23 protein-coding genes and 1 pseudogene are annotated in these 23,242 nt (G+C 74.0%); 10 read left to right on the plus strand and 14 right to left on the minus strand.

Annotated elements, in window-relative coordinates; genetic code table 11:
• Positions 1 to 253, minus strand: a pseudogene (locus CRM73_RS09070) (hypothetical protein); the annotation flags it as partial.
• A 181-nt stretch (positions 254 to 434) separates the two neighbouring features.
• Between CRM73_RS09070 and CRM73_RS09075 the strand changes: the two are divergent.
• Together CRM73_RS09075 and CRM73_RS09080 are read left to right on the plus strand one after the other, a co-directional pair.
• Positions 435 to 1,802, plus strand: a complete 1,368-nt coding sequence (locus CRM73_RS09075) for a hypothetical protein (RefSeq protein WP_229587443.1) — start codon at positions 435 to 437, stop codon at positions 1,800 to 1,802.
• Positions 1,803 to 1,870: 68 nt separating this feature from the next.
• Positions 1,871 to 2,221, plus strand: coding sequence for a type II toxin-antitoxin system VapB family antitoxin (locus CRM73_RS09080; RefSeq protein WP_017833886.1), 351 nt, complete (start codon positions 1,871 to 1,873; stop codon positions 2,219 to 2,221).
• Here the strand turns inward: CRM73_RS09080 and CRM73_RS09085 are convergent.
• Together CRM73_RS09085 and CRM73_RS09090 are read right to left on the minus strand one after the other, a co-directional pair.
• Positions 2,205 to 2,873 carry a TetR/AcrR family transcriptional regulator gene (locus CRM73_RS09085; protein ID WP_017833887.1) on the minus strand — a complete coding sequence of 223 codons (669 nt, stop codon included), beginning with the start codon at positions 2,871 to 2,873 and terminating at the stop codon, positions 2,205 to 2,207. The genes CRM73_RS09080 and CRM73_RS09085 overlap by 17 nt on opposite strands.
• A 206-nt stretch (positions 2,874 to 3,079) precedes the next feature.
• Positions 3,080 to 3,937, minus strand: a complete 858-nt coding sequence (locus CRM73_RS09090; protein WP_229587445.1) for a hydroxymethylpyrimidine/phosphomethylpyrimidine kinase — start codon at positions 3,935 to 3,937, stop codon at positions 3,080 to 3,082.
• 226 nt (positions 3,938 to 4,163) lie between these two features.
• Between CRM73_RS09090 and CRM73_RS09095 the strand changes: the two genes are divergently transcribed.
• Positions 4,164 to 4,874 (plus strand): queuosine precursor transporter, encoded by a 711-nt coding sequence (locus CRM73_RS09095; RefSeq protein WP_109221741.1) that lies wholly within the window; start codon positions 4,164 to 4,166, stop codon positions 4,872 to 4,874.
• A gap of 53 nt (positions 4,875 to 4,927) precedes the next feature.
• Complete coding sequence (locus tag CRM73_RS09100) at positions 4,928 to 5,587, plus strand: DUF4126 domain-containing protein (protein ID WP_017833890.1); 660 nt, start codon at positions 4,928 to 4,930, stop codon at positions 5,585 to 5,587.
• On the opposite strand, the gene CRM73_RS09105 is transcribed toward CRM73_RS09100, so the two are convergent.
• Positions 5,572 to 6,381, minus strand: coding sequence for an MBL fold metallo-hydrolase (locus tag CRM73_RS09105; protein WP_229587447.1), 810 nt, complete (start codon positions 6,379 to 6,381; stop codon positions 5,572 to 5,574). The two genes, CRM73_RS09100 and CRM73_RS09105, sit on opposite strands and share 16 nt — an antisense overlap.
• A 43-nt stretch (positions 6,382 to 6,424) precedes the next feature.
• Complete coding sequence (locus CRM73_RS09110) at positions 6,425 to 6,898, minus strand: SRPBCC domain-containing protein (RefSeq protein WP_167508851.1); 474 nt, start codon at positions 6,896 to 6,898, stop codon at positions 6,425 to 6,427.
• 62 nt (positions 6,899 to 6,960) lie between these two features.
• Here CRM73_RS09110 and CRM73_RS09115 point away from each other — a divergent pair, with 62 nt between their 5' ends.
• Positions 6,961 to 7,683 (plus strand): VTT domain-containing protein, encoded by a 723-nt coding sequence (locus CRM73_RS09115; RefSeq protein WP_229587449.1) that lies wholly within the window; start codon positions 6,961 to 6,963, stop codon positions 7,681 to 7,683.
• Between the two features lie 109 nt (positions 7,684 to 7,792).
• On the opposite strand, the gene CRM73_RS09120 is transcribed toward CRM73_RS09115, so the two are convergent.
• Positions 7,793 to 9,346, minus strand: a complete 1,554-nt coding sequence (locus CRM73_RS09120; RefSeq protein WP_229587451.1) for an alanine/glycine:cation symporter family protein — start codon at positions 9,344 to 9,346, stop codon at positions 7,793 to 7,795.
• Positions 9,347 to 9,558: 212 nt separating this feature from the next.
• Complete coding sequence (locus CRM73_RS09125) at positions 9,559 to 9,750, minus strand: hypothetical protein (RefSeq protein ID WP_017833895.1); 192 nt, start codon at positions 9,748 to 9,750, stop codon at positions 9,559 to 9,561.
• Between the two features lie 161 nt (positions 9,751 to 9,911).
• Here CRM73_RS09125 and CRM73_RS09130 point away from each other — a divergent pair, with 161 nt between their 5' ends.
• The 3 genes from CRM73_RS09130 to CRM73_RS09140 all read left to right on the plus strand — a co-directional run bounded on the left by CRM73_RS09130 (position 9,912) and on the right by CRM73_RS09140 (position 11,502).
• On the plus strand, positions 9,912 to 10,337 hold the full coding sequence (locus tag CRM73_RS09130; RefSeq protein ID WP_035927806.1) for an Lrp/AsnC family transcriptional regulator: 426 nt from the start codon (positions 9,912 to 9,914) through the stop codon (positions 10,335 to 10,337).
• 67 nt (positions 10,338 to 10,404) lie between these two features.
• A complete protein-coding gene (locus CRM73_RS09135; protein WP_095651286.1) occupies positions 10,405 to 10,896 on the plus strand; it encodes a universal stress protein in 492 nt (163 codons plus the stop codon).
• A gap of 138 nt (positions 10,897 to 11,034) precedes the next feature.
• Positions 11,035 to 11,502, plus strand: coding sequence for a universal stress protein (locus CRM73_RS09140; protein ID WP_095651285.1), 468 nt, complete (start codon positions 11,035 to 11,037; stop codon positions 11,500 to 11,502).
• On the opposite strand, the gene tgt is transcribed toward CRM73_RS09140, so the two are convergent.
• The 5 genes from tgt to CRM73_RS09165 all read right to left on the minus strand — a co-directional run bounded on the left by tgt (position 11,484) and on the right by CRM73_RS09165 (position 17,004).
• Entirely contained in the window at positions 11,484 to 12,785 is a 1,302-nt protein-coding gene (tgt, locus tag CRM73_RS09145; protein ID WP_229587453.1) for a tRNA guanosine(34) transglycosylase Tgt, read from the minus strand. The genes CRM73_RS09140 and tgt overlap by 19 nt on opposite strands.
• 66 nt (positions 12,786 to 12,851) lie before the next feature.
• On the minus strand, positions 12,852 to 13,394 hold the full coding sequence (locus CRM73_RS09150; RefSeq protein ID WP_017833900.1) for an NUDIX hydrolase family protein: 543 nt from the start codon (positions 13,392 to 13,394) through the stop codon (positions 12,852 to 12,854).
• A 62-nt stretch (positions 13,395 to 13,456) separates the two neighbouring features.
• The gene (locus CRM73_RS09155) at positions 13,457 to 14,770 is read right to left on the minus strand and encodes a glycoside hydrolase family 76 protein (RefSeq protein WP_229587455.1); all 1,314 of its coding nucleotides are present in this window, start codon (positions 14,768 to 14,770) and stop codon (positions 13,457 to 13,459) included.
• A gap of 42 nt (positions 14,771 to 14,812) precedes the next feature.
• On the minus strand, positions 14,813 to 16,066 hold the full coding sequence (locus CRM73_RS19940; protein ID WP_229587458.1) for a DUF418 domain-containing protein: 1,254 nt from the start codon (positions 16,064 to 16,066) through the stop codon (positions 14,813 to 14,815).
• Positions 16,063 to 17,004 (minus strand): pseudouridine synthase, encoded by a 942-nt coding sequence (locus CRM73_RS09165; protein ID WP_229587460.1) that lies wholly within the window; start codon positions 17,002 to 17,004, stop codon positions 16,063 to 16,065. Before CRM73_RS09165 ends, CRM73_RS19940 begins: the two co-directional genes overlap by 4 nt.
• Positions 17,005 to 17,126: 122 nt before the next feature.
• On the opposite strand from CRM73_RS09165, the gene idi reads away from it, so the two are divergent.
• Complete coding sequence (gene idi / locus CRM73_RS09170; protein WP_115163052.1) at positions 17,127 to 17,678, plus strand: isopentenyl-diphosphate Delta-isomerase; 552 nt, start codon at positions 17,127 to 17,129, stop codon at positions 17,676 to 17,678.
• Positions 17,679 to 17,705: 27 nt separating this feature from the next.
• On the opposite strand, the gene CRM73_RS09175 is transcribed toward idi, so the two are convergent.
• Complete coding sequence (locus tag CRM73_RS09175; RefSeq protein ID WP_035927786.1) at positions 17,706 to 18,614, minus strand: LysR substrate-binding domain-containing protein; 909 nt, start codon at positions 18,612 to 18,614, stop codon at positions 17,706 to 17,708.
• A 128-nt stretch (positions 18,615 to 18,742) separates the two neighbouring features.
• Between CRM73_RS09175 and CRM73_RS09180 the strand changes: the two genes are divergently transcribed.
• Positions 18,743 to 22,249 (plus strand): bifunctional proline dehydrogenase/L-glutamate gamma-semialdehyde dehydrogenase, encoded by a 3,507-nt coding sequence (locus CRM73_RS09180; RefSeq protein ID WP_229587462.1) that lies wholly within the window; start codon positions 18,743 to 18,745, stop codon positions 22,247 to 22,249.
• Between the two features lie 338 nt (positions 22,250 to 22,587).
• Here the strand turns inward: CRM73_RS09180 and CRM73_RS09185 are convergent, their stop codons facing one another.
• Positions 22,588 to 23,079, minus strand: a complete 492-nt coding sequence (locus CRM73_RS09185) for a nucleoside deaminase (protein WP_017833907.1) — start codon at positions 23,077 to 23,079, stop codon at positions 22,588 to 22,590.
• Positions 23,080 to 23,242 lie beyond the last annotated feature (163 nt).

Below are 23,242 nucleotides of genomic sequence, written 5' to 3' on the forward strand. Positions count from 1 at the left end.
ACGGGACCGGCCGACGGTCGAGGATCCGGGATCCACCAGCCGGCCCAGCACTGCGGCCGGACCTGACCCGCGCGCTCGGCACCGGCACCGCCGCACGCAAGGAGCCCGCGTCGGACGGGGGCGCGGGGGGCGGGACTGCGGCGGGGGAGTCCGCGCCCGGCGCGGGGGGCGGTGCGGTCTCGGCGGCGTGGGCCGCTCCCGGCACGGGGGCGAGCAGGAGCAGGGCGGCCAGCGCCAGGGGGCGAAGGGTCATGGGGGCGGTCTCTCCGGGGGGAAGCGGGCGGGACAGGAGCACACCGTAACTTTACGTCGTTCCGTCCCCTGCGTTCACTAATGCAATACCCTGCTGATGTGGCGGAACGGGCTGTTCCGCCGCACTCGCAGCTGCCCCCCGGCTGCGCGCCCCCCGTCCTCTCTCCCCCCAAGAGGTCCTCATGAAGCTGCCTTCATTCCCCATGCCCTCGACCGCTCTGCCCGCCGCTCTGCTGGCCGGCGCGATGCTCGCCGGGACGATGGCCGGCGCGGCCGCCCCGGCCCACGCCTCGACGACCAACACGGTCCACACCGCCGCCGGCATCTCCTCGCAGTACCACCTCTACGACGCCGGGGTGGACCGCTCGAAGACCGTGGGCGTGGTCTTCTACTTCGACGGCGACGGACAGTACTACGCCCAGCGCCCCACCACGTCGATGCTCAAGAGCATGGCCGCCCGGGCCGCGGCCCGGAACATGATCCTCGTGGTGCCGGTCGCCCCGGCCAACCGGTCCTGGACCTCCAACAGCGAGGCGGTCGGGGACTGGTTCCGCGCCCTGGCGGCCAAGGTCGTCGCCGAGCAGCGCGTCGACGCGACCCGCATCCACCTGGCCGGGTACTCCGGCGGCGCCGAGTTCATCTCCACCGAGGTGCTCTCCGACCGGGCCGGCTGGATCCGCGGCGGCGGGTCGACCCTCATCGGCGGCGGCGGCGTCTACAACGGCAGGCTCGAGAGCACTCCCGACGCCGCGCTCCGGGCCACGGACCCGACCTGGTACGTCGGCTCCCTCGACAGCTACGGCGCCACCCAGCCGTCCACCTGGTCCGCGCTGGAAGCGGCCGGCAAGGGCGCCGCCGCGTACCAGAAGGCCGGGTTCACGAAGGCCGACCGCGTGGTGATGCCCGGGCTGCACCACACCAACTACGACCTGGCCGACCTGGTCGGCGACGACGTCGACCGCCTCTACGCCGGAGCCGCCCCGAAGCCCGAGACCGTCGCGCCGACGGGCAACGACGTGGTCGACGGCTACCAGCTCACCGGTGCGATCGGGCGCACGTGGGCGGCGCTGGGCGGCACCGCGTGGGCCACCCCGGTCAGCGCGGAGTACGCCTCCGGGCACGGCTCCGTCTACCAGCGCTTCGCCGGCGCCGACGGACGGGACAAGGCCCTCTACTGGTCCGTGACCACCGGGACCCGGGTGGTCGACTACGGCGGGTCCATCGGCCGGAAGTTCGCGGCCGGCGGCTACGCGGGCAGCTACGGCCCGCCGCGGACCGACGAGCAGCGTGCCGCCGACGGCGGCGCCTACCAGCTCTTCGACGCGTCCGGGAAGCGGACCAAGATCCTGTGGTCCGCGCGCACCGGATCGAGGGCGGTCAAGGAGTACGGGGCCATCGGCCGGAAGTGGGCGGCGCTGGGCCACGAGCGGGGCCTGGGCTATCCGACCACCGACGAGTACAGCACCCCGGGCGGCGCGGCCCAGAACTACACCGGTGGGCGGATCGAGTGGAACGCCACCACCCGGGCCGTCACCGTGACCCGCGGCTGACCCCGGGCACGCGCCGGCCGGCGGGCCCCGCAGGTGCCTCCTGCGGGGCCCGCCCCTAGGATGAACGCATGATCTTCAAGGCCGTGGGCGACTCCCGCCCGTACCCGGACCACGGCCTCGTCACGCCGACCGACTGGTCCGGCATCGCGCCGCGGCAGGTCCGGCTGGACGAGCTGGTCACCACGAAGACCACCCTGGACCTGGCGACCCTGCTGGACGCGGACTCCACCTTCTACGGCGACCTCTTCCCGCACGTGGTGCGGTGGGGAGGCGACCTCTACCTGGAGGACGGGCTGCACCGGGCCCTGCGCACCGCGCTGCACCACCGCACCGTGCTGCACGCGCGCGTGCTGGAGCTCGCCCCGGCGCCGGGCACGCGGGCGGGGAGCGAGCGGGGCGCGGTCAGGACGCCGCGCTGAGGGGTGGCCGCTCGGACGCGAGCGGCACGGGGTGGCCCCCGGCGTCGAACTGCGCCCCCAGGCCCTGCTGGATGAAGCGGACGGTGGAGCGGATGTGCTGCTCCCGCGCCGCCCGGTCCTGGTCGGAGTTCTGGCCGCGGTCCGCCGCGGCGGTCAGGGACCCGTGGACCAGGGCGGCGAGCTCCGAGATGTCGCCCTCCGGCAGGTAGGCCCGGCCGATCGCGTCCCGCAGGATCGCGGCCAGCAGGCCCTGCAGCTCGCCCACGTGCTCGCCCAGCTTCTGGTAGTCCTCCGGGGAGAGGACGGTGCGCATGGTGGGGCCCGGGGGCAGGTGGCGCCGGGTGAGGTCCTCGATCTGGGCGCGGATGTAGACGGCGAGCCGGTCGACCGGGTTGGCGACGCCCTCGAGGTCGCGGCGCAGGTCGGTCATGAACCGCTCGGTCTCGTCCAGGGCGTAGGCCACGAGGAGCTCGCCCATGTCCGCGAAGTAGTTGTAGACCGCGGTGCGGCCCACGCCGGCGTTCTTGGCCACGTGCGTCATGGTCAGACCGGTGAGGCCCTGCTGGTAGAGCAGCTGGCCGAAGGAGTCGAGGATCGCTCGTTTGGTGTTCTCCCGCTGCGCGGCGTTGGTGGCCGCAGAAATACGAGGCATGATGACACCTTATCTGTCCGTGTCACCAAATTATGCACACTTTTCTGGGCCTTGGTGACGGTGTGTCTGACTATGACACCACCGTTTCCCGCGTTCGGACTCCTTCGCGCAGACAGTCTGGGGAAACGTCCAGGAAACCCCCAGCACGGGCGGGGTGAGGCACGGCGGGCCCGGGTGCCGATCCGGCGGCCGGGCCCGCCGCCCGCTCACCGTTCGGCGGCCGAGCCGCCCTGCCAGAGGGAGTCGAACGGGGCGCGCGAGTTGATCCGGCGCCGGATGCCGGCGGAGACGAAGGCCTTCGCGGTGCGGGCCGCCTCGAGGGGCGCGGCCCCCTTCGCCAGCTCCGCGGCGACCGCGGCGGCCAGCGTGCAGCCGGCCCCGGCCACCGGGACCTCGCCGACCTTGGGCTCGGAGAGCACCTCGAGGGTGGTCCCGTCGTAGAAGACGTCGACGGCGTCGGGGCCCGCGAGGCGGACCCCGCCCTTGGCGAGGACCACGGCGCCGGACGTCTCGTGGATCCGCCGGGCGGCCTCCTCGAGGTCCTCGACCGTGCTGATCTCGTCCATGCCGGCCAGGGAGAGGGACTCGAAGTGGTTCGGGGTCACGAACGTGGCCAGCGGCAGGATCTTCGCCTTCAGCGCCTCGTCCGTGTCCAGGGCCGCGCCGGGCTCCTGGCCCTTGCAGATGAGGACCGGGTCCAGGACGAGGTGACGCGGGGCCAGCGCGGTGAGCACCTCGGCGGTGGTGGCGATGGTCTCGGGGCTGCCCAGCATGCCGATCTTCACGGCGTCGAGCGCGTGGGCGGCCGTGATCGCCTCGAGCTGCTCGCGCAGGACGTCCTGCGGCACGGGGAACAGGCGGTGGCCCCAGTCGGCGGACGGGTCGAAGGACACGATGCAGGTCAGCGCGAGGGAGCCGAAGACCCCGAGCTCCTGGAAGGTCTTGAGGTCCGCCTGCGCGCCGGCGCCGCCGGTGGCCTCGGAGCCGGCGATCGTCAGGGCGACGGACGGCTGGTCGGCGGGGCCCGCCGCGGCGGGCGTGGGAACGGTGCTGGTGTCGGTCATGGGAGCCATTCTGCGCCCCCGCGCGGTGCCGGGGCCAACCGCCGGGGCTAGACTGTCGGACGGTCTCCGGCCGGCACGCGGTCCCCGCAGGGGCCCGCGGCGGCCGGAAAGGGGCTCCCGGGTGGCAGGCGGGCGCCCCGGGTCCGTCCAGCACACCGCACAGATCGACCCTCGGCGTCCGCCCCGCGCGGGCCGGCGCCGCGTCACGACAGATTGGTGACCGACCGTGTCCTCCTCCGCTCCTGCCCCCGCCGGGTTCGCCCGCCGTCCCCGCACGTACTTCGACCTGGTGGTCGCGGCGTACTGCGTGGTCCTGGTGCTCTCCAACGTCGCCGCGACCAAGGGCGTCGCGTTCGGCCCCGTCATCACCGACGGAGGCTTCTTCCTCTTCCCCCTCGCCTACGTCCTGGGCGACGTCGTGGCGGAGGTCTACGGCTTCCGGGCCGCGCGCCGCGCCATCGTCACGTCCTTCGCCGCGGGACTGTTCTCCTCGGTCGTGTTCTGGCTGGTCATCGCTCTGCCCCCGGCGGAGTTCTACGAGGGCCAGGCGGCCTTCGAGTCCGTGCTCGGCCCCGTCCCGCTCATCGTGGCCGGCTCCCTGCTGGGCTATCTCGCGGGGCAGCTGCTGAACGCGTTCGTGATGGTCCGGATCAAGGCGCGCACGCGGGAGAAGCACCTGTGGGCCCGGCTCATCGGCTCGACGCTCGTGGGCGAGCTCGTGGACACCGTGATCTTCTGCACCGTCGCGGCCCCGGTCATCGGCATCACCACCGCGGCCGACTTCCTCAACTACGTGGTGGTGGGCTACGTGTACAAGGTCCTGGTCGAGGTGCTGGTCATGCCGGTGACCTACGCCGTGATCGGCTGGCTCAAGCGCCGGGAGCCGACCTACGGCGAGACCGCCGTCCCGGGGGCGGCCCTCGCGCCCCAGCGCTGACGGGCCCGGGCGCCCCGCCCGGCCGGGGCGGTGCACGGGCCTACGATGAGCGCATGGATCTCCTCACGGGCACCGGACTCGCGGCCTCGGCGGGACTGAACGCCTACATCCCGCTCGTGGTGCTGGGCCTGCTGGACCGCTGGACCGAGGTCGTCGACCTCGGCCCGGGCTTCGCCTGGCTGTCGAACGGGTGGGTCCTGACGGTCCTGGCCGTGCTGCTGGCCGTGGAGGTGGTGGCGGACAAGGTCCCGGTCGTGGACTCCTTCAACGACCTGCTGCAGACCTTCGTGCGCCCGACCGCCGGGGGCATCGTCTTCGGCTCCTCGGCCACCGCCCAGATCGCCGGGATCGACCTCGGCGGGCAGACGGCGACCGTCACGGACCCGGAGGCGTTCCTCTCCTCGCACGCCTGGATCCCCGTGGCCACCGGGGTGGTGATCGCCCTGGTGGTGCACGTGACCAAGACGGTCTCGCGGCCGGCCGTCAACACCCTGAGCGCCGGGGCCGCGGCGCCCGTGGTCTCGACCGTGGAGGACGTCTCCGCGCTCACGCTGTCCCTCGTGGCCGTCCTCCTGCCGCTGCTCGTCCTCGTGCTGCTGGCCGCCGTCGCCGTCCTGCTGTTCTTCCTCTACCGCGGGCTCCGGCGCCGCCGCCGGCCGGGGACGGACCCCGGCCGGCCGGGCGCCGCCGGCACGGCTCAGAAGCCGAGATAGGCCAGCTGCGCGCCCACCGAGCTCCGGGCGGCGGGCAGCACGTGCTCCGGGACGTCGGCGTAGATCCGCGCCGTGATGGCCTCGAGCGTCGCGGCGCGGCCCAGGGCCCGTAGGGCCTCCCGGACCTCGCCGAGACGCTCCATCCGGTGCTCGAGCAGCTCCTCGCACACCGCCTCCACGTCCTCCCGTACGTCCCCGTGCGCCGGGAGGACCAGGGCGTCGCCCAGCACCGCCAGGCGCTGCAGGGAGCGCAGGTAGTCGCCCAGGCTCCCGTCCGGGTGGTCGAGCATCGTGGTCCCCCGCCCCAGGACCGTGTCGCCCGTGAGCACCGAGCCCGAGGTGCGCCCCGCGGCGGCGGTGGCCGCGCCCGCGACCGGGGTGTCGTCGGGCAGGTGGAAGCTCACGGAGTCGGAGGTGTGCCCGGGGGTGTGCAGCACCCGGATGCGGCACCCGGCGGCCTCGATCGTCTCGCGGTCGAGCAGCGGTCCGGCGTCGCGGCAGAACTGCGGCAGGACGGCGCGCACGGGCGCGCCGGTGAGCCCGTGGAAGTCGTCGACGGCCTCGGTGTGGTCCGCGTGGCGGTGCGTGATCAGCGTCAGGACGGTCCGCCCCGCCACGGCCAGGGCGGCGAGGTGCCCGCGGTCGGCCGGCCCCGGGTCGACGACGACGACGTCCTGCTGCCCCGGCGCCCCGACCAGCCACGAGTTGGTGCCGTCCAGGGTCATGGGGCCCGGGTTGGGGGCGGTCAGCCGCCGGGTCAGAGCGGTGGTGCGGGTGCCGGCGTCCTGGGTCATGCGGGCAGACTATCCGAGCCCGGCGGGGGACCGGCGCCCCGGCTCACCCCGCGGCCAGCAGGGTCTCGAGCCGGGCGAAGGAGCCGCGCCACGCCGCGGCCGCCCCGGGGTGCACCGCGGGGGGCAGCGGCCCCTGCGTGAGCACCAGCAGGGTGCCCCCCTCCTGGGTGGGGACGAACTCGGTGCGCGTCAGCACGTGGCCGGCGGTGGGCCGGCCGTCCGGTCCGGGCAGCGCCTCGCGGCCCTCGAGCAGGGCGTCCCGCTCGACCCGCAGATAGGTGCCGTGCACCGGTGCCACCTGGGCGGGGTCGGTGTCGTGGACCATGCGGAAGCGCTGCCGGCCCCCGGGCCTGACCTCGAGCAGCACCGACTCCCGGGGCACGCTCCAGCCCGGCGGACCGAACCAGGCGGCGAGCCGGTCCGGCTCCGTGAAGGCGGCGAAGACCGCGGCCGGGGGGTGCGCGAGGGCGTGGGAGACGGAGAAGACCTCCGCGGGGTCCAGATCGGTGACGTCCATGCCCCCCCATTGTCCCCGGTCGCTCTCGGCCCCCGGGCGCGGCGGTCGGTACAGTGGCGCACGTGAGCACCGAACCCGCGCCGGAGCCGGGGCCCCGCGAGCCCGGCACGCGGCCGGCCTGGGTCACCGCGCTCAAGGGCGGTGCGCTCCTGCTGCTGCTGGCCGTGGCGGTCTGGTACCTCATCGGCCACGAGCTGCCCACCGTGGAGCAGGTCCGGGTCTTCGTCGAGGGCTTCGGCGCGTGGGGGCCCGTCGTCTTCGCCGCGGTCTTCGTCCTCGTGGCGGCCACGCCGGTCCCGGTGACGATCATGGCCGTGTCCGGGGGATTCCTCTTCGGCATGGTCCAGGGCAGCGTGGTCGGCGTCCTGGCCACCACGGCGGGAGCCTGGCTGGGGTACTGGCTCGCGCGGTTCCTCGGCCGCGACGCCCTGTACCGGCTCGCGGGCAACCGGGTCGAGCTGGTGGAGCGCAAGCTCGTCGGCAAGGGCTTCCTCACGGTGCTCGTGCTCCGGCCCGTCCTGCCCAACTGGACCCTCAGCTACGGTGCGGGCCTCGTGCGCATCCCGCAGCGCGACTACCTCGGCGCCACCCTGCTCGGCGGGATGCCGGGCCAGGTGAGCTTCGCCGCCGTGGGGGCCTTCACGTCCCGGCCGTCGTGGCCGGCCCTCGCGGCGGTCGCCGCCTCCTGGGCGGTCGTGGTGGTCGTGGGCGTGCTCGCCTGGCGGCGCTCCCGCGGCGAGTCCGAGCGCGCCCCCGAGGCCGACGGCGTGGGGAGCGCCGACTAGGCTCGGCCGCGCCGCGGGTCCACGGCACGGCGACGCCCGGTCCTCGGAGCGAGGACCGGGCGGACGCCGTTCGGGGTGACCGGCCGGTGCGGCCGTGCGGTCCCCGGGCCTAGACCTGGGGCCGGACCGCGGTGGACCCGTCGGTCGGCTCGTTGCCGAGGAGGTGGAGCTTGCCGCTCCTGCGGTCGGCGAGGTACTCCTTCATGTCCCGCTTGATGACGGGCAGCAGCAGGTAGACGCCCAGCAGGTTCACGAACCCGCAGACGAACAGCGCCGCGTCCGCGAAGCTGATGACCTCGCTGAAGGTCAGGACGCAGCCCGCGATCGTGAAGAACAGGTAGATGCCGCGGAAGATGTTGTCGCTGAGCCGGCTGCGCCCGAACAGGTACTCCCACGCCTTGAGCCCGTAGTAGAACCAGGTGATCAGGGTGGAGAAGGCGAACAGGACCACCGCGACGGCCAGCACGATCGGGAACCAGGGGATGACCGTCGCGAAGGCGTCCGAGGTGAGGATGACGCCGTCCGGGGCGCCCCCACCGGCCTGCACCTGGTCCATGCCGGCCTGCAGGCTCGGCGCGCCGGCGATGATGATGGCCAGGGCCGTCATGGTGCAGATCAGCACGGTGTCGACGAGCGGCTCGAACAGGGCCACGAAACCCTCGCTCACGGGGCGGCGGGTCTTGACGGCGGAGTGGGCGATCGCGGCGGAGCCCAGGCCGGCCTCGTTGGAGAACGCGGCACGCTGGAAGCCCACGATCATGACGCCCAGGACGCCGCCGGCCATGCCCTCGGGGGAGAACGCGCCGTCGATGATCGCGGCGATCGCGCCCGGCACGTGGTCGAGGTTGGCGAGGATGACGATCAGGCAGGCGGTGACGTAGACGGCGCCCATGGCCGGCACGAGCCGGCTGGTGGTGGCGCCGATCGACTTGATGCCGCCGATGATGACCAGGCCCACGAACAGGGCGAGGACGATGCCGAAGATCAGGGCCGCCCCGGCGCTGCCGAGGAAGCCGTCGGCGCCGCCGGTGACGTTCTGCACCTGGGCGAAGGTCTGGTTGGCCTGGAACATGTTGCCGCCGGCCGCGCCGAAGAACAGGATCGCCACGGCGAAGACGCCGGTGAGGATCTTGGCGGGGATGCGGCCGAACTTGCTGAAGGCGATGGGCAGGTAGCGGAAGGGCCCGCCGCTGACCGTGCCGTCCTCGTGGACCTCGCGGTACTTCACGCCCAGGGTGCACTCGGCGAACTTGGTCGCCATGCCGAGCAGGCCGGCGCAGATCATCCAGAACGTCGCGCCGGGGCCGCCGAGGGCCATGGCCGCGCCGACGCCGGCGATGTTGCCCAGCCCCACGGTCCCCGACAGGGCGGAGGTCAGGGCCTGGAAGTGCGGCACCTCGCCGGGGTCGTCCTTGGTCGAGAACTTGCCCCGCACCACGTCGGCGGCGACCTTCAGACCGCGGAACTGGATGAACCCGAAGTAGATCGTGAAGATCACGCCGGCCGCGATGAGCCAGGCCACGACGAACGGGAAGCTCACCCCCGCGATGGTGATGGGGTAGAAGACGATGGTCGAGAAGACCTCGGTGATCGGAGCGAACGCACTGTTGATGGCGTTGTCGATCGCTGCGAGCCACCCGACGTCGTCGGTGACGGTAGTCATGGGTAACGCCTGCGTGATCTGCATCTCACCACTACACCCTGTGGACAGCCCGTTGGCAACAGACACGCTTGTCGCCGAAAGAGCCATCTTGCCGTGGCAACAAAGAATTAACACGCAGCGGCCCGGCCTCCGCGCGAGGACGTCTCGTCGCGAGGGGGCCGGGCCGCAGGCGGTGCCGGGGCGGCGTCACCGTTGACGCCGCCGGCGCGGGGTCAACGGCCGGCGCGGGTCCCGCCGGCCAGGAACTGGGGGGCGGTCATGGCGCACACGCGCAGGCCGCGGGCCAGGTCGCTGCCGGCGCTGCGGAGGGCGCCGCCCACCGAGGTGGCGCGGGACGGTGCCGCAGCCCGGCCGATGGCGGTGAAGAGGAGGGCGGGGAGGCCGAAGACGAGGAGGAGAGCCATGGCAGCAGGCAACTTTCTGTGGGTGGTGCGGGGAGGTCCTGGGGTCCGAGGGCGTGCGGCCGGGTGGTCCGGCGAGCAGCGGCGCCTCGGTTGACATCTGAAGTCTAACGGGCCGATAGTGAACCAATCAATGTGAGAACCCTCACCAGAGAGGTGAATTGTTGCGTCTTGACGAGATTGACCAGCAGATCGTTGCGTCCTTGGTCCAGGACAGCCGGGAGAGCTACGCGGCCATCGGCCAGAAGGTGGGTCTGTCGGCCCCCGCGGTGAAGCGGCGGGTCGACGTCCTGCAGCAGACCGGGGCCATCAAGCGCTTCACGGCGGAGCTCGACCCGTCGGTCATGGGGTGGAACATCCAGGCGTTCGTGGAGCTGCACTGCGACGGCGGGCTCTCGCCGTCGATGATGCGCACCATGGCCGCCGAGATCGCCGAGGTGACCGCGGCCTACACGGTGACCGGCGAGGCGGACGGCATCTTCCTCATCCGGGCCGAGAACACCACCCACCTGGAGGACGTCATGGTCCGGATCAGGGAGTGGAAGGGCATCAACCACACGAGGAGCTCGGTCATCCTCTCGCACCTCTGAGCGAGGCCCGCCGGGCTCTGGAATACTGGCCGCACAGCACCCTCGTCACCGCATCGGAGGACCGGTCATGGAGAACGCAGCGGAAGCAGTCGTCGTCGTCGGGGTCGATGGATCCCCCCAGTCCGTGGAGGCGCTGCGCTGGGGCGCGCGTCTCGCGCCCGCGTACGGGGCGACCGTCAAGGTGGTGGGGGCGTGGGAGAACCCGCCCGAGTACGTCGGCTTCGTCCACTTCAAGGACGACCGGTTCGACGAGCTCGCCCGGGAGCGGGTGGAGCGGGCCGTCCAGGAGGCGTTCGGGGCGGACGTGCCGGCCGGGCTCAGCACCGTGGTGGAGTTCGGCCACCCGTCCAAGGTGCTGATGCGCCACTGCGAGGGGGCCGAGCTGCTGGTCGTGGGACGCCGGGGCCACGGCGGCTTCAAAGGGCTGCTGATGGGGTCGACGAGCTCCGCGTGCGTCGCCCACGCCCCGTGCCCGGTGCTCGTCCTCCCCGACGAGACGGTCGATGCCGGACGGGCGGAGGACTCCGGGCAGGCGCAGGGGGCCGGGCCCGCCGGCTGAGGCGCCGCCCGTCCCGCCCGGGACCGGAGGGACTCGTCCGCCGTGTCCCCACAACATGCTCCCGCGATCGTGCGCGCGGCGCCGCGGGCTCTGTGATACTGATCACGTCAGCGTGATCACGTGAGCAAAGGATTCGGCATGAGCAACGGAACCGCAGCAGCGATCGTCGTCGGGGTCGACGGCTCCCAGCAGTCCGTCGAGGCGCTGCGCTGGGCGGCGCGGATCGCGCCGTCCTTCGGTGCGGGCATCAGGGCGGTCGGGGCGTGGGACTACCCGCCCGAGTACGCCGGGTACGTCCCGCTGGGCAGCGACAACTTCGACGAGGTCACCCAGAAGCAGGTGGACAAGGCGGTGCGGGAGGCCTTCGGCGACGACGTGCCGGCCGGGCTCACCACCTCCGTGGTGTTCGGCCACCCGTCGAAGGTCCTGGTGCACGAGAGCGAGGACGCCACGATGCTCGTCGTCGGGCGCCGGGGCCACGGCGGGTTCCGCGGGCTGCTGCTGGGCTCGGTCAGCGCCGCGTGCGTCGCCCACGCGAAGTGCCCGGTGCTCGTGATCCACGAGCACCCCGAGGCGGAGGGGCCGGCTCAGGAACGTCCCGCGTAGTAGCGGCCCAGGACCTCGTCCCGGTACTCGAAGTACGTCCCGTCGGCCATGGCCTCGCGGGCGCCGTCCACCATGCGCACGACGAACCGCTCGTTGTGGATCGACGTGAGCGTCGCGGACAGGCGCTCCTTGGCCTTGAACAGGTGGTGCAGGTACGCCCGGGTGTAGTGGGCGCACGTGTAGCAGTCGCAGCCGCTGTCGATCGGGGCGAGGTCCGTGCGGAAGCGGGCGTTGCTGACGGTGAAGCGGCCGTCCGGGGCGTACACGGCCCCGGTGCGGGCCACCCGGGTGGGGGAGACGCAGTCGAAGGTGTCCGCGCCGTTCTCGAGAGCCGTGAAGATGTCGTCCGGCTCCGAGATCCCCAGCAGGTGCCGTGGCCGGTCCTCGGGCAGCTCCTCGTTGCACCAGCGCACGATCGTGCCGAGGTTCTCCTTCTCGAGGGCCCCGCCGATGCCGAACCCGTCGAAGTCCATCGCGCCCAGGTCCCGGCACGCCTTCCGGCGCAGGTCCTCGTACTGGGCGCCCTGGATCACGCCGAACAGGGCCTGGTAGGGCCGGTCGGCGCGCTCCTCGGTGAGCCGGGCGTGCTCGGCGACGCACCGCAGCGCCCACCGGCGGGTCCGCTCGAGGGACGTCTCCTGGTAGCCGCGGGAGTTGTGCAGCGTGGTCAGCTCGTCGAACGCGAACATGATGTCCGCGCCCAGCCGGTGCTGCACCTGCATGGAGATCTCCGGGGTGAAGCGGTGGACGTCCCCGTTGATGTAGGACGTGAACGTGACCCCGTCGTCGTCGACCCGCGCCATGCGCTCCTTGCCGGTCGCGACGTCGTCGTCCCCCGCCGCCGAGGCCGCGACCGTGGACATGTCGATGACCTTCCGGAACCCCGAGCCCAGGGACATGACCTGGAAGCCCCCGGAGTCCGTGAAGGTGGGGCCGGACCAGTTCATGAACGCTCCGAGCCCGCCCGCGGCGTCCAGGACGTCCGCGCCGGGCTGGAGGTAGAGGTGGTAGGCGTTGGCGAGCAGGGCCTGCGCGCCGAGCTCCGCCATGGACTCGGGCAGCACCGCCTTGACGGTGGCGGCGGTGCCGACGGGGACGAACGCGGGGGTGCGGATCGTCCCGTGCGGGGTGGTGATGGTCCCGGTGCGGCCCAGGAACGGGCCGCCGTTGGCCTCGAGGCGCCCGCCGGCGATCGTGGCGGTCTCGGCGAGCCGGTGCTCCACCGCGAAGCCGAAGTCGGAGCGGGCGGCGGCGGGGAGCAGGGTCTCTTCTGGAGCGGGCACCCGTCCATTGTGCGTCACCGCCCCGGGGGCGGGTGACGGCGAGCGCCCGTGCGCCGGTGACGCCGCTCAGCGGCCCCAGCCGGCGTGGGCCACGGCCTGGCGCACCAGGTCTCCGCGACCGCCCGCGAACTCCGCCTGCACCTCGGGGCTGAGCGCCTCCTCGGGGCTCATCCAGGACAGCTGCAGGGCGTCCTGGCGGGGGCTGCACTCCCCGCGCACCGGCACGATGTAGCTCAGCGCCACCGCGTGCTGCCGGTCGTCGGTCAGCCCCGTCTCGGACGGCGAGGGGAAGAACTCGGCCACGGCGAAGGGCGTGGTGGAGACCGGCAGCTGCGGGAACGCCATGGCCCCCAGGTCCTTCTCCAGATGGCGCAGCAGCGCGGCCCGGATGGTCTCCCGGTACAGCACCCGGCCGGAGACGAAGGTGTACATCATCTTCCCCTCGGGGGTCGCCTGCAGCAGCAGCCCGATCTCGGAGAGGTAGCCCAGCGGATCGAGCCGGACCGGCAGGGCCTGCACGTAGACCATCGGCAGGCGGCGCCGGGCCTCCTGCAGGTCGTCCTCGTTGAGCCAACCGGGGTTCGGATCGGGGGTGCGGAGGAAGTTCATACTGCTGTTCTATCCCAAGACCCCGGGCGGGGCCACGGCCCGCACCGCCCGGGGCGGCCGGTTCAGCGCTCAGCGGAGCCGGCGTCCCCGGGGACCGCTCCCGGGCGGGCCAGCCGGGCGGCGGCCTCCAGGACCGTCCACGCCTGCACCTGCGTGGACAGCTCGACCGGCACGCCGGGGCGCTGCGACTCGTCGGCGTGCCGCGCCGGGTCCGGGGAGAAGATCGCGACCGTCTCGCCGGCGGCCGCCGGTGCGGTGGGGGGCGCGTTGAAGTCCACCGCGGGATCGAACTCCCGCCGGCCCGCCCACAGGGCGTCGGCAGTGCCGGTCACGAGCGCGGCCGCGGTGCGGCGCGCCGCGGCGGGCAGTCCCGGGTGCAGGGCGGCATCGGAGAGGTAGCGGGCCAGGATCCCGCTGAACAGGCCGCCGTCCCCGCCGCCGTGGGTGCGCAGGACGGGGCGTCCGTCCAGGTCGCGGCCGTACTCCTGCGCGGCGCCCGCCACCACGTCGGCGGCCGTGCGCAGCAGGTCCGCCCGGTCCTGCTCGCCCGTGCCCGGGGCGTCCGCGAGCTCGAGGAGCAGACCGAGCACCGGCCCGGAGTTGTAGCTGAACAGCCTCTCGTCCCGGCGCGTCACCTCGGTGCCGGACCCGGCGGCGACCAGCTGCAGACCGTCGTGGAAGACCTTCCGTTCCGGGTCCCAGAGGGTGGCCCGCAGCCAGTCGAGCACCGCGCCGGCCTGTTCCCGGCGGTGCGTGCGCACGAAGCCGAGGGCCGTGGGCGCGGAGGACGCCGTGTTCTTGACGTCGTGGCGGGTGTTCCAGAAGACCCCGCCCCCGAGGTCCCCGGTGTGGCCCCGCTCGAGCCGGGCGAGCAGGGCGCTGCCCGCGTCCAGGCACGCGACGTCCGGCCGGCCGGTCAGGGCGCGGTCCAGCTCGGCGAGACGGCCCACGGCCAGCAGCAGCCACGCCATGTCGTCGTAGTAGGAGTTGTGGGTCACCCGGCCGCCGCTGCGCAGGGTGATGCCCCGCAGCAGGCGGTGCCCCTCCCGGCGGAACCGCCGGGCCCGCGCCGGGTCGTCCAGGTGCCGCAGCCCGGCGTCCACGAGGGCGTCGAGCAGGTGCGCCTGCCACCAGTAGTGCCACGGGGCCTTCGGGGACGTGGGACGCGGGTGCGCCGGGGCGCCGAGCAGCGTGCCGGGCACCCCCAGCGCCCGTCCGGCGAACAGCTCTCGGACCGAGTGGGCGGCCTTGTCGGCACGCAGCGCGGCCGCGGCGCCCGGTGCGGCGGCGCCGGGGTGCTCGGTGGGCGTGGGGTGTGCGGTGGGCTCGGGGGTCGCCGCGGTGGGCGCGGCGCCCGCTCCGGTCGTCGGGGGCATGGGAACTCCTGTGCTGGCGGGGGAGGGGTGCTGGTGCCGAGCCTAGGCGCTCGCCGGGGCCGGCGGCCCGCCGCGGTCCTCGGCGCGGTTCCCACCGGGGCCGAGGAAGAGCCGCCGGTGCAGGGTCTCGGCCGGTCCGGGGAGGCCGCGCCGCTCCAGCAGGGCCGCGCCGAGCAGCGTGACCAGCCACACGGCGGAGCCGAGCAGCAGCGCGGCGGTGGGCGTCAGGGAGCGGCCGAGCCCCAGTGCGAACGGGGGCAGCAGCACGGTGAACAGCACGGACTGGGCGAGATAGCCGCTCATCGACCGGCGGCCGAGGGCCTGCAGCGACCACAGCGCGGGATGCTCGCGCGCCCGGAGGGCCGCGGCCCGGGGGCCCAGCACGCGGTCGCAGACCAGCGCCACGAGCAGCGCGTAGCCGATGCCCTGCGCGGCGCCGGTCACCGCGTCCAGGCCGGTGAGCACGGACCCGGCGGTCGGCGAGGGCTCGAGCCGGTCCGTGGTCAGGAGTCCGGTGCCCACGCCCGTGAGCAGCCCGAGCCCGATGCAGACCAGGGCCGTGACCAGCAGCCGGCCGCGGCGGGGCCCGGGGTCCTCGAGCACGCGGTACCGGCTCAGGGCCAGCCCGAGCAGCAGCATGGGCAGCAGGCCGAGCAGCTGGAGCGGGGCGAAGGACACCACCCCGAGCCCCTCCACGAGCCCGAGGACCAGCCGCTCCGGGACCGAGTCCGCCACCAGGCTGGGGAAGGGCGGCGTGCCGGGTGTCCGCACGGACCAGCTCGCCGCACCGTAGAGCACCATGAGCACCGAGCCGAGGGCGGAGAGGATCACGAGGGTGCGCGTGCTCTCGGCGATCAGCACGGCGAGGAAGAGCCCGCCGAACGCGTAGGCGGTGATGATGTCCCCGGGGAAGAGCAGGCACGCGTGCAGGGCCCCGATGAGGAGCAGCCACCCGTAGCGGCGCAGCAGCAGCCGGCGCGCCAGGGGCGGCGGCGTGCCGCGGGCGGCCTCCCGCGCGGCGATCTGGCCCACGCCGTAGCCGACCAGGAACGAGAACAGGGGGAAGCCGCGGCCGTCCACGAGCATCGACATGGCCATGTTGACGACGTCGTTCGCCGTCCACGCCGCGGTGCCCGCACCGGTGCCCAGCGTCCGGTCCCGGGGACCGTCCGTGGGCCCGGCAGCCCAGATCCAGACGGTGACGTTGGCGACCGCGATGACCCAGAGCATGAGCCCCCGGGCCACGTCCGGCGCCGGGACGCGGCCCGTCGCCCGGGGGGCGTGCGGAGCCCTCACGCGGCGTCCCCGGACGGCAGGGCGCGGCGGCTCTCGAGCACGAGCGGCTCGCCGGTCACCGGGTGGACGAGGGCGATGCGGCGGGCCAGCAGCTGAAGCGGCCGGCCGGGGTCCTCGGCGCCGGCCGGCCGCACCTGCGGGTACAGGGGGTCGTGGCGCACCGGGACGCCCAGGCCGGCCAGGTGCACCCGGATCTGGTGGGTGCGCCCGGTCTCGGGCCGGAGGACGTAGCGGGCCCACGTCCCCTCCTCGTCCGCGAACGGCGGCCCGGCGCTCTCCACCTCGGTGCGGGCGTTGACGGGTCCCGGCACCTCCCGCGCCTGCAGGGACGTGCGGTCCTTGACGATGCGGGACTCGACGAGCCGCGGGAGGCGCAGCCCGGGCCGGTGCGCGGCCACGGCCTCGTACTCCTTCGCCACCGCACGCTCCTGGAAGAGGGTCTGGAACCGGCCCCGGGTGCCGGGGTCCCGCGAGAGCAGCAGCACCCCCGCGGTGCCGCGGTCGAGCCGGTGCAGCGGGGAGAGCCGGTCCTCGCGGCGGGCGCGCCGCAGCTTCACGAGCGCGCTCTGCGCCACGAAGCCGCCGCGCGGCGTGGTGGGCAGCCCGTGCGGCTTGTCGACCGCCAGCAGCCACTCGTCCTCGAACAGGACCGGCAGGTCCCCGGGCAGCTCCGGCTCCTCGGGCAGGGCGCGGTGGTACCAGACCGAGCCGCCGGGGCGGAGGGGAGCGTCGTGGGGGAGGGGCCGCCCGGCGTCGTCGACGATCCCGCCGGCCGCGAAGAGCTCCTCGAGCTCGGGCGCGGACGCGGGGAACCTGCTCAGCAGATAGCCGCGGACGGTCCCGGGGGCGTCGGCCCCGGCGGCCGGCAGCCGCACCCGGACCGGGTCCACCCCGTCCCGCAGCGGCAGGGGGGCGGTGGCGGGCCGACGTCGTCGCATGGTTCCCGATCGTGCTCCGCCCGCGCCCCGTTGTCCACTCGGCGGGCCCGCGTACCGCCGCCCCGCGGATCCTGCGAGAATGGGGGAGCACCCGCACCCGCCCGCCGACCGGAACGAGGCCCATGTCAGCCGAAGAAGTCGTCCTCCTCGACGAGGCGCACCGTCCCATCGGAACCGCGCCCAAGGCCGGGGTGCACACCACGGACACCCCCCTGCACCTGGCGGTCTCGTGCTACGTCCTCGACGACGACGGGCGGCTGCTGCTGACCCGCCGGGCGCTCGCGAAGAAGACCTGGCCCGGGGTGTGGACCAACAGCTTCTGCGGTCACCCGGGCCCCGGCGAGGGGTTCGTCGAGGCCATCGCGCGCCGCGCCGGCCAGGAGCTGGGCTTCGAGGTGACGGGGATGACGGAGGTGCTGCCCGACTTCCGCTACCGGGCGGTGGACGCCTCCGGGATCGTGGAGAACGAGTTCTGCCCCGTCTACCTGGCGCGGGCCACCGGGCGGCCCCGGCCGCTGCCCGCCGAGGTCGCGGAGGTCGCCTGGATCGCCCCGGAGGAGCTGTTCGCCGCGGCGGAGGCCGCGCCGTTCCTGCTCAGCCCGTGGCTGCTGGAGCAGATCGCGGACGACCGGCTGCGCGGGGCGCTCACGGGCCGGGCCGCGCTCCGCCCGTAGCGCTCCGCCCGGCCGGCTCCCTCCGGCTCACTCCATCCGTCCGGCCAGGCCGGCGGCCACCGTCTCGAGGGCGGCGCGCAGCGCGAGGATCGCCGGGCGGTGGGCGCTCGCTCCGCGGATCGAGGTGAACACCGTCCGCCGGGGCCCGGTCGGCAGGTCGACCAGCCGGCAGGGCGAGTCCCCGCCCGCCCACATCAGGTCCGGCATGAGCGCCACGGCGTTGCCGGACTCCACGAGCCGGGTCTGCGCCTGCAGGTCCGCCGTCGAGAACCGGACGTCCGGCTCGAAGCCCGCCCGCCGGCACAGCTGCTCGCCCCAGTGCCGCGAGGCGGCTCCCCGCGGTTCCATGACCCACGGGAGCTCGCGGGCGTCCCGCAGGGAGGCGACGGACGCGTGCTCGGGGCCCGGGGGGACGGCCAGGCGGATGGCGTCCGTGATCAGCCGCCGCCGGTCCAGGTCCGGGTGGTGGGCGGCGGCGTGGCTCGGGTACTGCTCCGCCACGACCACGTCGAACTCCCGGGCCCAGGTCTCGTAGAGGGCCCGCTCCGGCTCGGCCTGCACCATCTCGACCCGCACGTCCGGGTGCTCGCGGCGCATGGCGCCCAGCACCTCCGGCAGCAGCGCCAGGGCCGCGGACTGGAACACGGCGACCCGCACGGTGCCGGTGACCGTGCTCAGCGACGCCGCCAGGTCCGACTCGGTGCGCTCCAGGACGTCCAGCAGCTCGGTGGTGCGCGCCACCAGGATCTCCGCCTGCGGCGTGAGCTGAACCCGCCGGCCGGCCTTCGAGAGCAGGGCCACCCCCGCCTCCTTCTCCAGCGCCGAGAGCTGCTGGGAGACCGCCGAGGGGCTGAAGTTCAGGGCGGCGGCGACCTCCGCGAGGGTGCCCCGCAGCGCGAGTTCCCGCAGCAGCCGCAGCTTGCGCACGTCCAGCATTCCGCCGCCTCCCAAAGATTAGTACTGCTGATGAATCATCTGTGGAATTCTTCACTTTATCCGAATCGTCCCGGGGCGCACACTGGACGTACCGCAGTGCTTTCGACCCAACCCAGGGAGTACCACCCATGACGACGATCCCCGTCCCCCCGGCAGCGCAGGCCCCCGGCCGCCCCGCGGTGGGACGCACCCTTTCCCACGCCGCCATCCCGGCGTCGCTGCCCGAGCAGGCCGTGGCCACGGTGCGCCGCTGGCTCACCGAGGCGGAGCAGTTCCCCAGGGACGCCTCGGGGGAGCAGCTGGCGGGGGTGCTGAAGGATCCCGCCGGCCTGGACTTCACGGTGGGCTTCGTGGACGGCGTCATCCGCCCCGAGGACCTCCGGGTGGCGGCCCGCAACCTGGCCCGGCTGGCGCCGAAGGTCCCCGGCTTCCTGCCCTGGTACCTGCGCTCCGCGGTGCGCGCGGGCGGGGCCCTCGCCCCCGTGGCCCCGCAGGTCGTCATCCCCGCGGCCCGCAAGGCGCTGCGCGAGATGGTGGGCCACCTCATCGTGGACGCCAGCGAGGCCAAGCTGGGGAGGTCGATCGCGAAGATCCGCAAGGACGACGTCCGGCTCAACGTCAACCTCCTGGGCGAGGCCGTGCTCGGGGACCGCGAGGCCGCCCGGCGGCTGCAGGGCACCCACGACCTGCTGGCCCGCCCCGACGTCGACTACGTCTCCATCAAGGTCTCCTCCACCGTCGCCCCGCACTCGCCCTGGGCCTTCGACGAGGCCGTGACCGAGGTCGTCGAGAAGCTCACCCCGCTGTACGAGCGGGCCGCCTCCTTCACCGCGCCCAAGTTCATCAACCTGGACATGGAGGAGTACAAGGACCTGGACATGACCCTCGAGGTCTTCACCCGGATCCTCGACCAGCCCCGGTTCAAGGACCTGGAGGCCGGCATCGTCCTGCAGACCTACCTGCCCGACGCCCTGGCCGCGATGATCCGCCTGCAGGAGTGGGCCGCCGCCCGCCGCGCCGCCGGCGGCGCCCCCGTGAAGGTGCGCGTGGTCAAGGGCGCGAACCTGCCGATGGAGCAGGTCGAGGCGTCCCTGCACGACTGGCCGCTGGCGACCTGGGGCACCAAGCAGGACTCGGACACCCACTACAAGCGGGTCCTCAACTACGCGCTGCAGCCCGAGCACACGGACGCCGTGCGCATCGGCGTCGCCGGGCACAACCTCTTCGACATCGCCTTCGCCTGGCTGCTGGCCACCGAGCGCGGCGTGGCCGGGGCCGTGGACTTCGAGATGTTGCTCGGCATGGCCACCGGCCAGGCCGAGGCCGTCAAGCGCGACGTCGGGTCCCTGCTGCTCTACACCCCCGTGGTGCACCCGGCCGAGTTCGACGTGGCCATCGCCTACCTGATCCGCCGGCTCGAGGAGGGCGCGTCCCGCGAGAACTTCATGTCCGCGGTCTTCGAGCTCTCCACCGACGAGGAGCTCTTCGAGCGCGAGAAGCAGCGCTTCCTCGCCTCCCTGGCCGGCCTCGACGACACCGTGCCGGCCCCCCACCGGGTCCAGGACCGCAGCCTGCCCGTGCCGCCCGCCCCGGTCGACGCGTTCACCAACACGCCGGACACCGACCCGGCCGTGGCCGCCAACCGGGACTGGGGGCGGGCGATCCTCGCCCGGGTCCCCGGCTCCCGGGCCGGCGTGGCGACCGTCACGGCCGCGGCGCTGCGCACGGAGGAGCAGCTCGACCGTGTCATCGAGGCGGCCCTCGAGGCCGGGCGCGGCTGGGCCGCGCTGAGCGGCGCCCAGCGCGCCGAGGTGCTCCACCGCGCGGGCGACGCCCTGTCCGCCCGCCGGGCCGAGCTGCTCGAGGTCGCCGCCGCCGAGGCCGGCAAGACCCTCGACCAGGCCGACCCGGAGATCAGCGAGGCGATCGACTTCGCCCACTACTACGCCGAGCGCGCCCGTGAGCTGGACGAGGTCGACGGCGCGTCCTTCGTGCCCTCCCGGCTCACCGTGGTGACCCCGCCGTGGAACTTCCCGGTGGCCATCCCGGCAGGGTCCGCGCTGGCGGCCCTCGCCGCCGGCTCCCCGGTGGTGTTCAAGCCGGCCGGCCCGACCAAGCGCTGCGGCGCCGTGGTCGCCGAGGCACTCTGGGAGGCCCTCGACGCCTCCGGGATCCCCCGCGACGTGCTCGCCCTCGTGGACCTCGAGGAGCGCGCCCTCGGCCGCCAGCTGATCTCCCACCCGGCGGTGGACCGGCTGATCCTCACCGGCGCCTACGAGACGGCGGAGCTGTTCCGCACCTTCCGCTCCGATCTGCCGCTGCTGGCCGAGACCTCGGGGAAGAACGCGCTGATCGTCACGCCCAGCGCCGACTTCGACCTCGCCGCCAAGGACGTCGCCTACTCGGCGTTCGGCCACGCCGGGCAGAAGTGCTCGGCGGCCTCCCTGGTGATCCTGGTCGGCTCCGTGGCGCAGTCCCGCCGCTTCCGCAACCAGCTCGTGGACGCCGTGACCTCCCTGACCGTCGACCACCCGACCAACCCTGCCGCGCAGATGGGCCCGCTCACCGAGCCCGCCGAGGGCAAGCTGCTCCAGGCCCTGACCACCCTCGAGGAGGGGCAGTCCTGGCTGATCGAGCCGCAGCAGCTCGACGGGACCGGCCGGTTGTGGTCCCCGGGCGTGCGCACCGGCGTGCAGCGCGGCTCCGAGTTCCACCTGGTGGAGTACTTCGGCCCGGTGCTCGGCGTGATGACCGCCGAGACCCTGGAGGAGGCCGTGGCCCTCCAGAACGAGGTGGAGTACGGCCTCACCGCCGGCCTGCACTCCCTGGACCCGGAGGACATCGGCTACTGGCTCGAGCACGTCCAGGCCGGCAACCTGTACGTCAACCGCCACATCACCGGGGCCATCGTCCAGCGCCAGCCCTTCGGCGGGTGGAAGAAGTCGGCCGTCGGCCCCGGCACCAAGGCCGGCGGGCCCAGCTACCTCATGGGCCTGGGCGAGTGGGAGCCGGCGCCGCTGCGCGGGGCCGGGCTCCCCGTGGCCGAGGCGGCCGCCGTCGAGCTGCTGCAGGCCGCGCACTCGGGCACGGCGGACCTCGGGCCGGCCGAGGCGCAGGGCCTCGAGCAGGCGATGCGCAGCGACGAGGCCGCCTGGGCCGAGGAGTTCGGCGTCGCCGAGGACGTCACCGGGCTCTACGCCGAGCGCAACGTCTTCCGCTACCTGCCCCTGCCCGTCACGGTGCGCCTGTCCGAGGGCGAGCCGCTCGCCGACCTGCTGCGCGTCGTCGCCGCCGGGCTGCGGGCGGGCTCCGCGCTGACCGTCTCCACGGCGCACGAGCTGCCCGCCCCGGTGCGCGCCGTGCTCACCGACCGCGGCGTGCCCGTGCGGGTGGAGGACGACGCCGCGTGGCTGGCCGGCGCCCCCGCCCTCGGGGGCGGGCGCGTCCGCCTCATCGGCGGGGACCGCGCGGCCCTCATCGCCGCGACGGGCTCGCGCCCGGACCTGGCCGTCTACGCCCACCCCGTCACCGGGGCCGGCCGGGTCGAGCTGCTGCCGTTCCTGCACGAGCAGGCGATCAGCATCACCGCCCACCGGTTCGGCACGCCGAACCACCTCACGGACGAGCTGGTCTAGCGGCTCTTCCGGCCACGGCCCCGGACCTCGGTCCGGGGCCGTGAATCCAGTTCGGGAAACGGTTCCGGCGCTGGACAGGAGGGGCGCCGTCCTCGATGCATCAGGACGAGGGCGGCGCCCGTGGAGCTCGACCGGCTGTGCTCCGGTGTCCCCCCACGTGCATCGCACATCGGACCCGTGAGCCGGCCGCTGCTCGCCGATGCAAGGGTACTGACATGTAAATAAATGTTCACCATTTCGTAAGGCGGCTCACAATTCCGGTACGGATCGGCTCCGACGTGCGGTGACGTCCTCCGGCAGGTCGCCGCGGCGGCCCGGGAGCGCGACCGCACGGAGGCTCAGTAGGCCGTGCGCGCGACGTTCCTGGCCCAGGCCTCGAACGGCGCGGTGCGCTCGGCAAGGGCCACCGGACGCACGGGCAGCGACCGTTCGTGCTCGGGCGTGGCGAAGTACTCGTAGAACTCGGCGTCGTCGAAGCCGCCGGCGGCCGCGTCGTGCCGGTCCGCGGCGAACCAGACGGCGTCCAGCCGGGCCCACAGCGAGGCGGACAGGCACATGGGGCACGGCTCGCAGCTGGTGTAGAGGGTCGCGCCCGAGAGGTCGAAGGTGCCCAGCTCGCGGCAGGCGGCGCGGATCGCCATGACCTCCGCGTGCGCGGTGGGGTCGTTGTCGGCCGTGACGCGGTTGACGCCGCTGAAGCGGCGGCCGTCGGCGGTGACGACGACGGCGCCGAAGGGGCCGCCGTCGACGGCGGCGTTGCCCACCGCCAGGTCGATGGCCTCCAGCAGCAGCTGCCGGGCGTCGGCGGGCGGGGTGCGGTCAGTGTCCATGCGGAACTCCCGGGGTGGGGGCAGATGTCGCCGGGGAGCGTCCCGGGCCGGGGCGGGGGGACGTGCGCCGACGGCGGCCGCTGCGTGGTCGATGGTGCGGTTCTGCCTGGTAGATGGCCCGGGGATCCGGGCCCGCCGTGGGCCTGTCCAGAGGTTACCGAGG

The organism is Kocuria sp. CCUG 69068, assembly GCF_020833785.1.
Classification (GTDB): Bacteria; Actinomycetota; Actinomycetes; order Actinomycetales; family Micrococcaceae; genus Kocuria; species Kocuria rosea.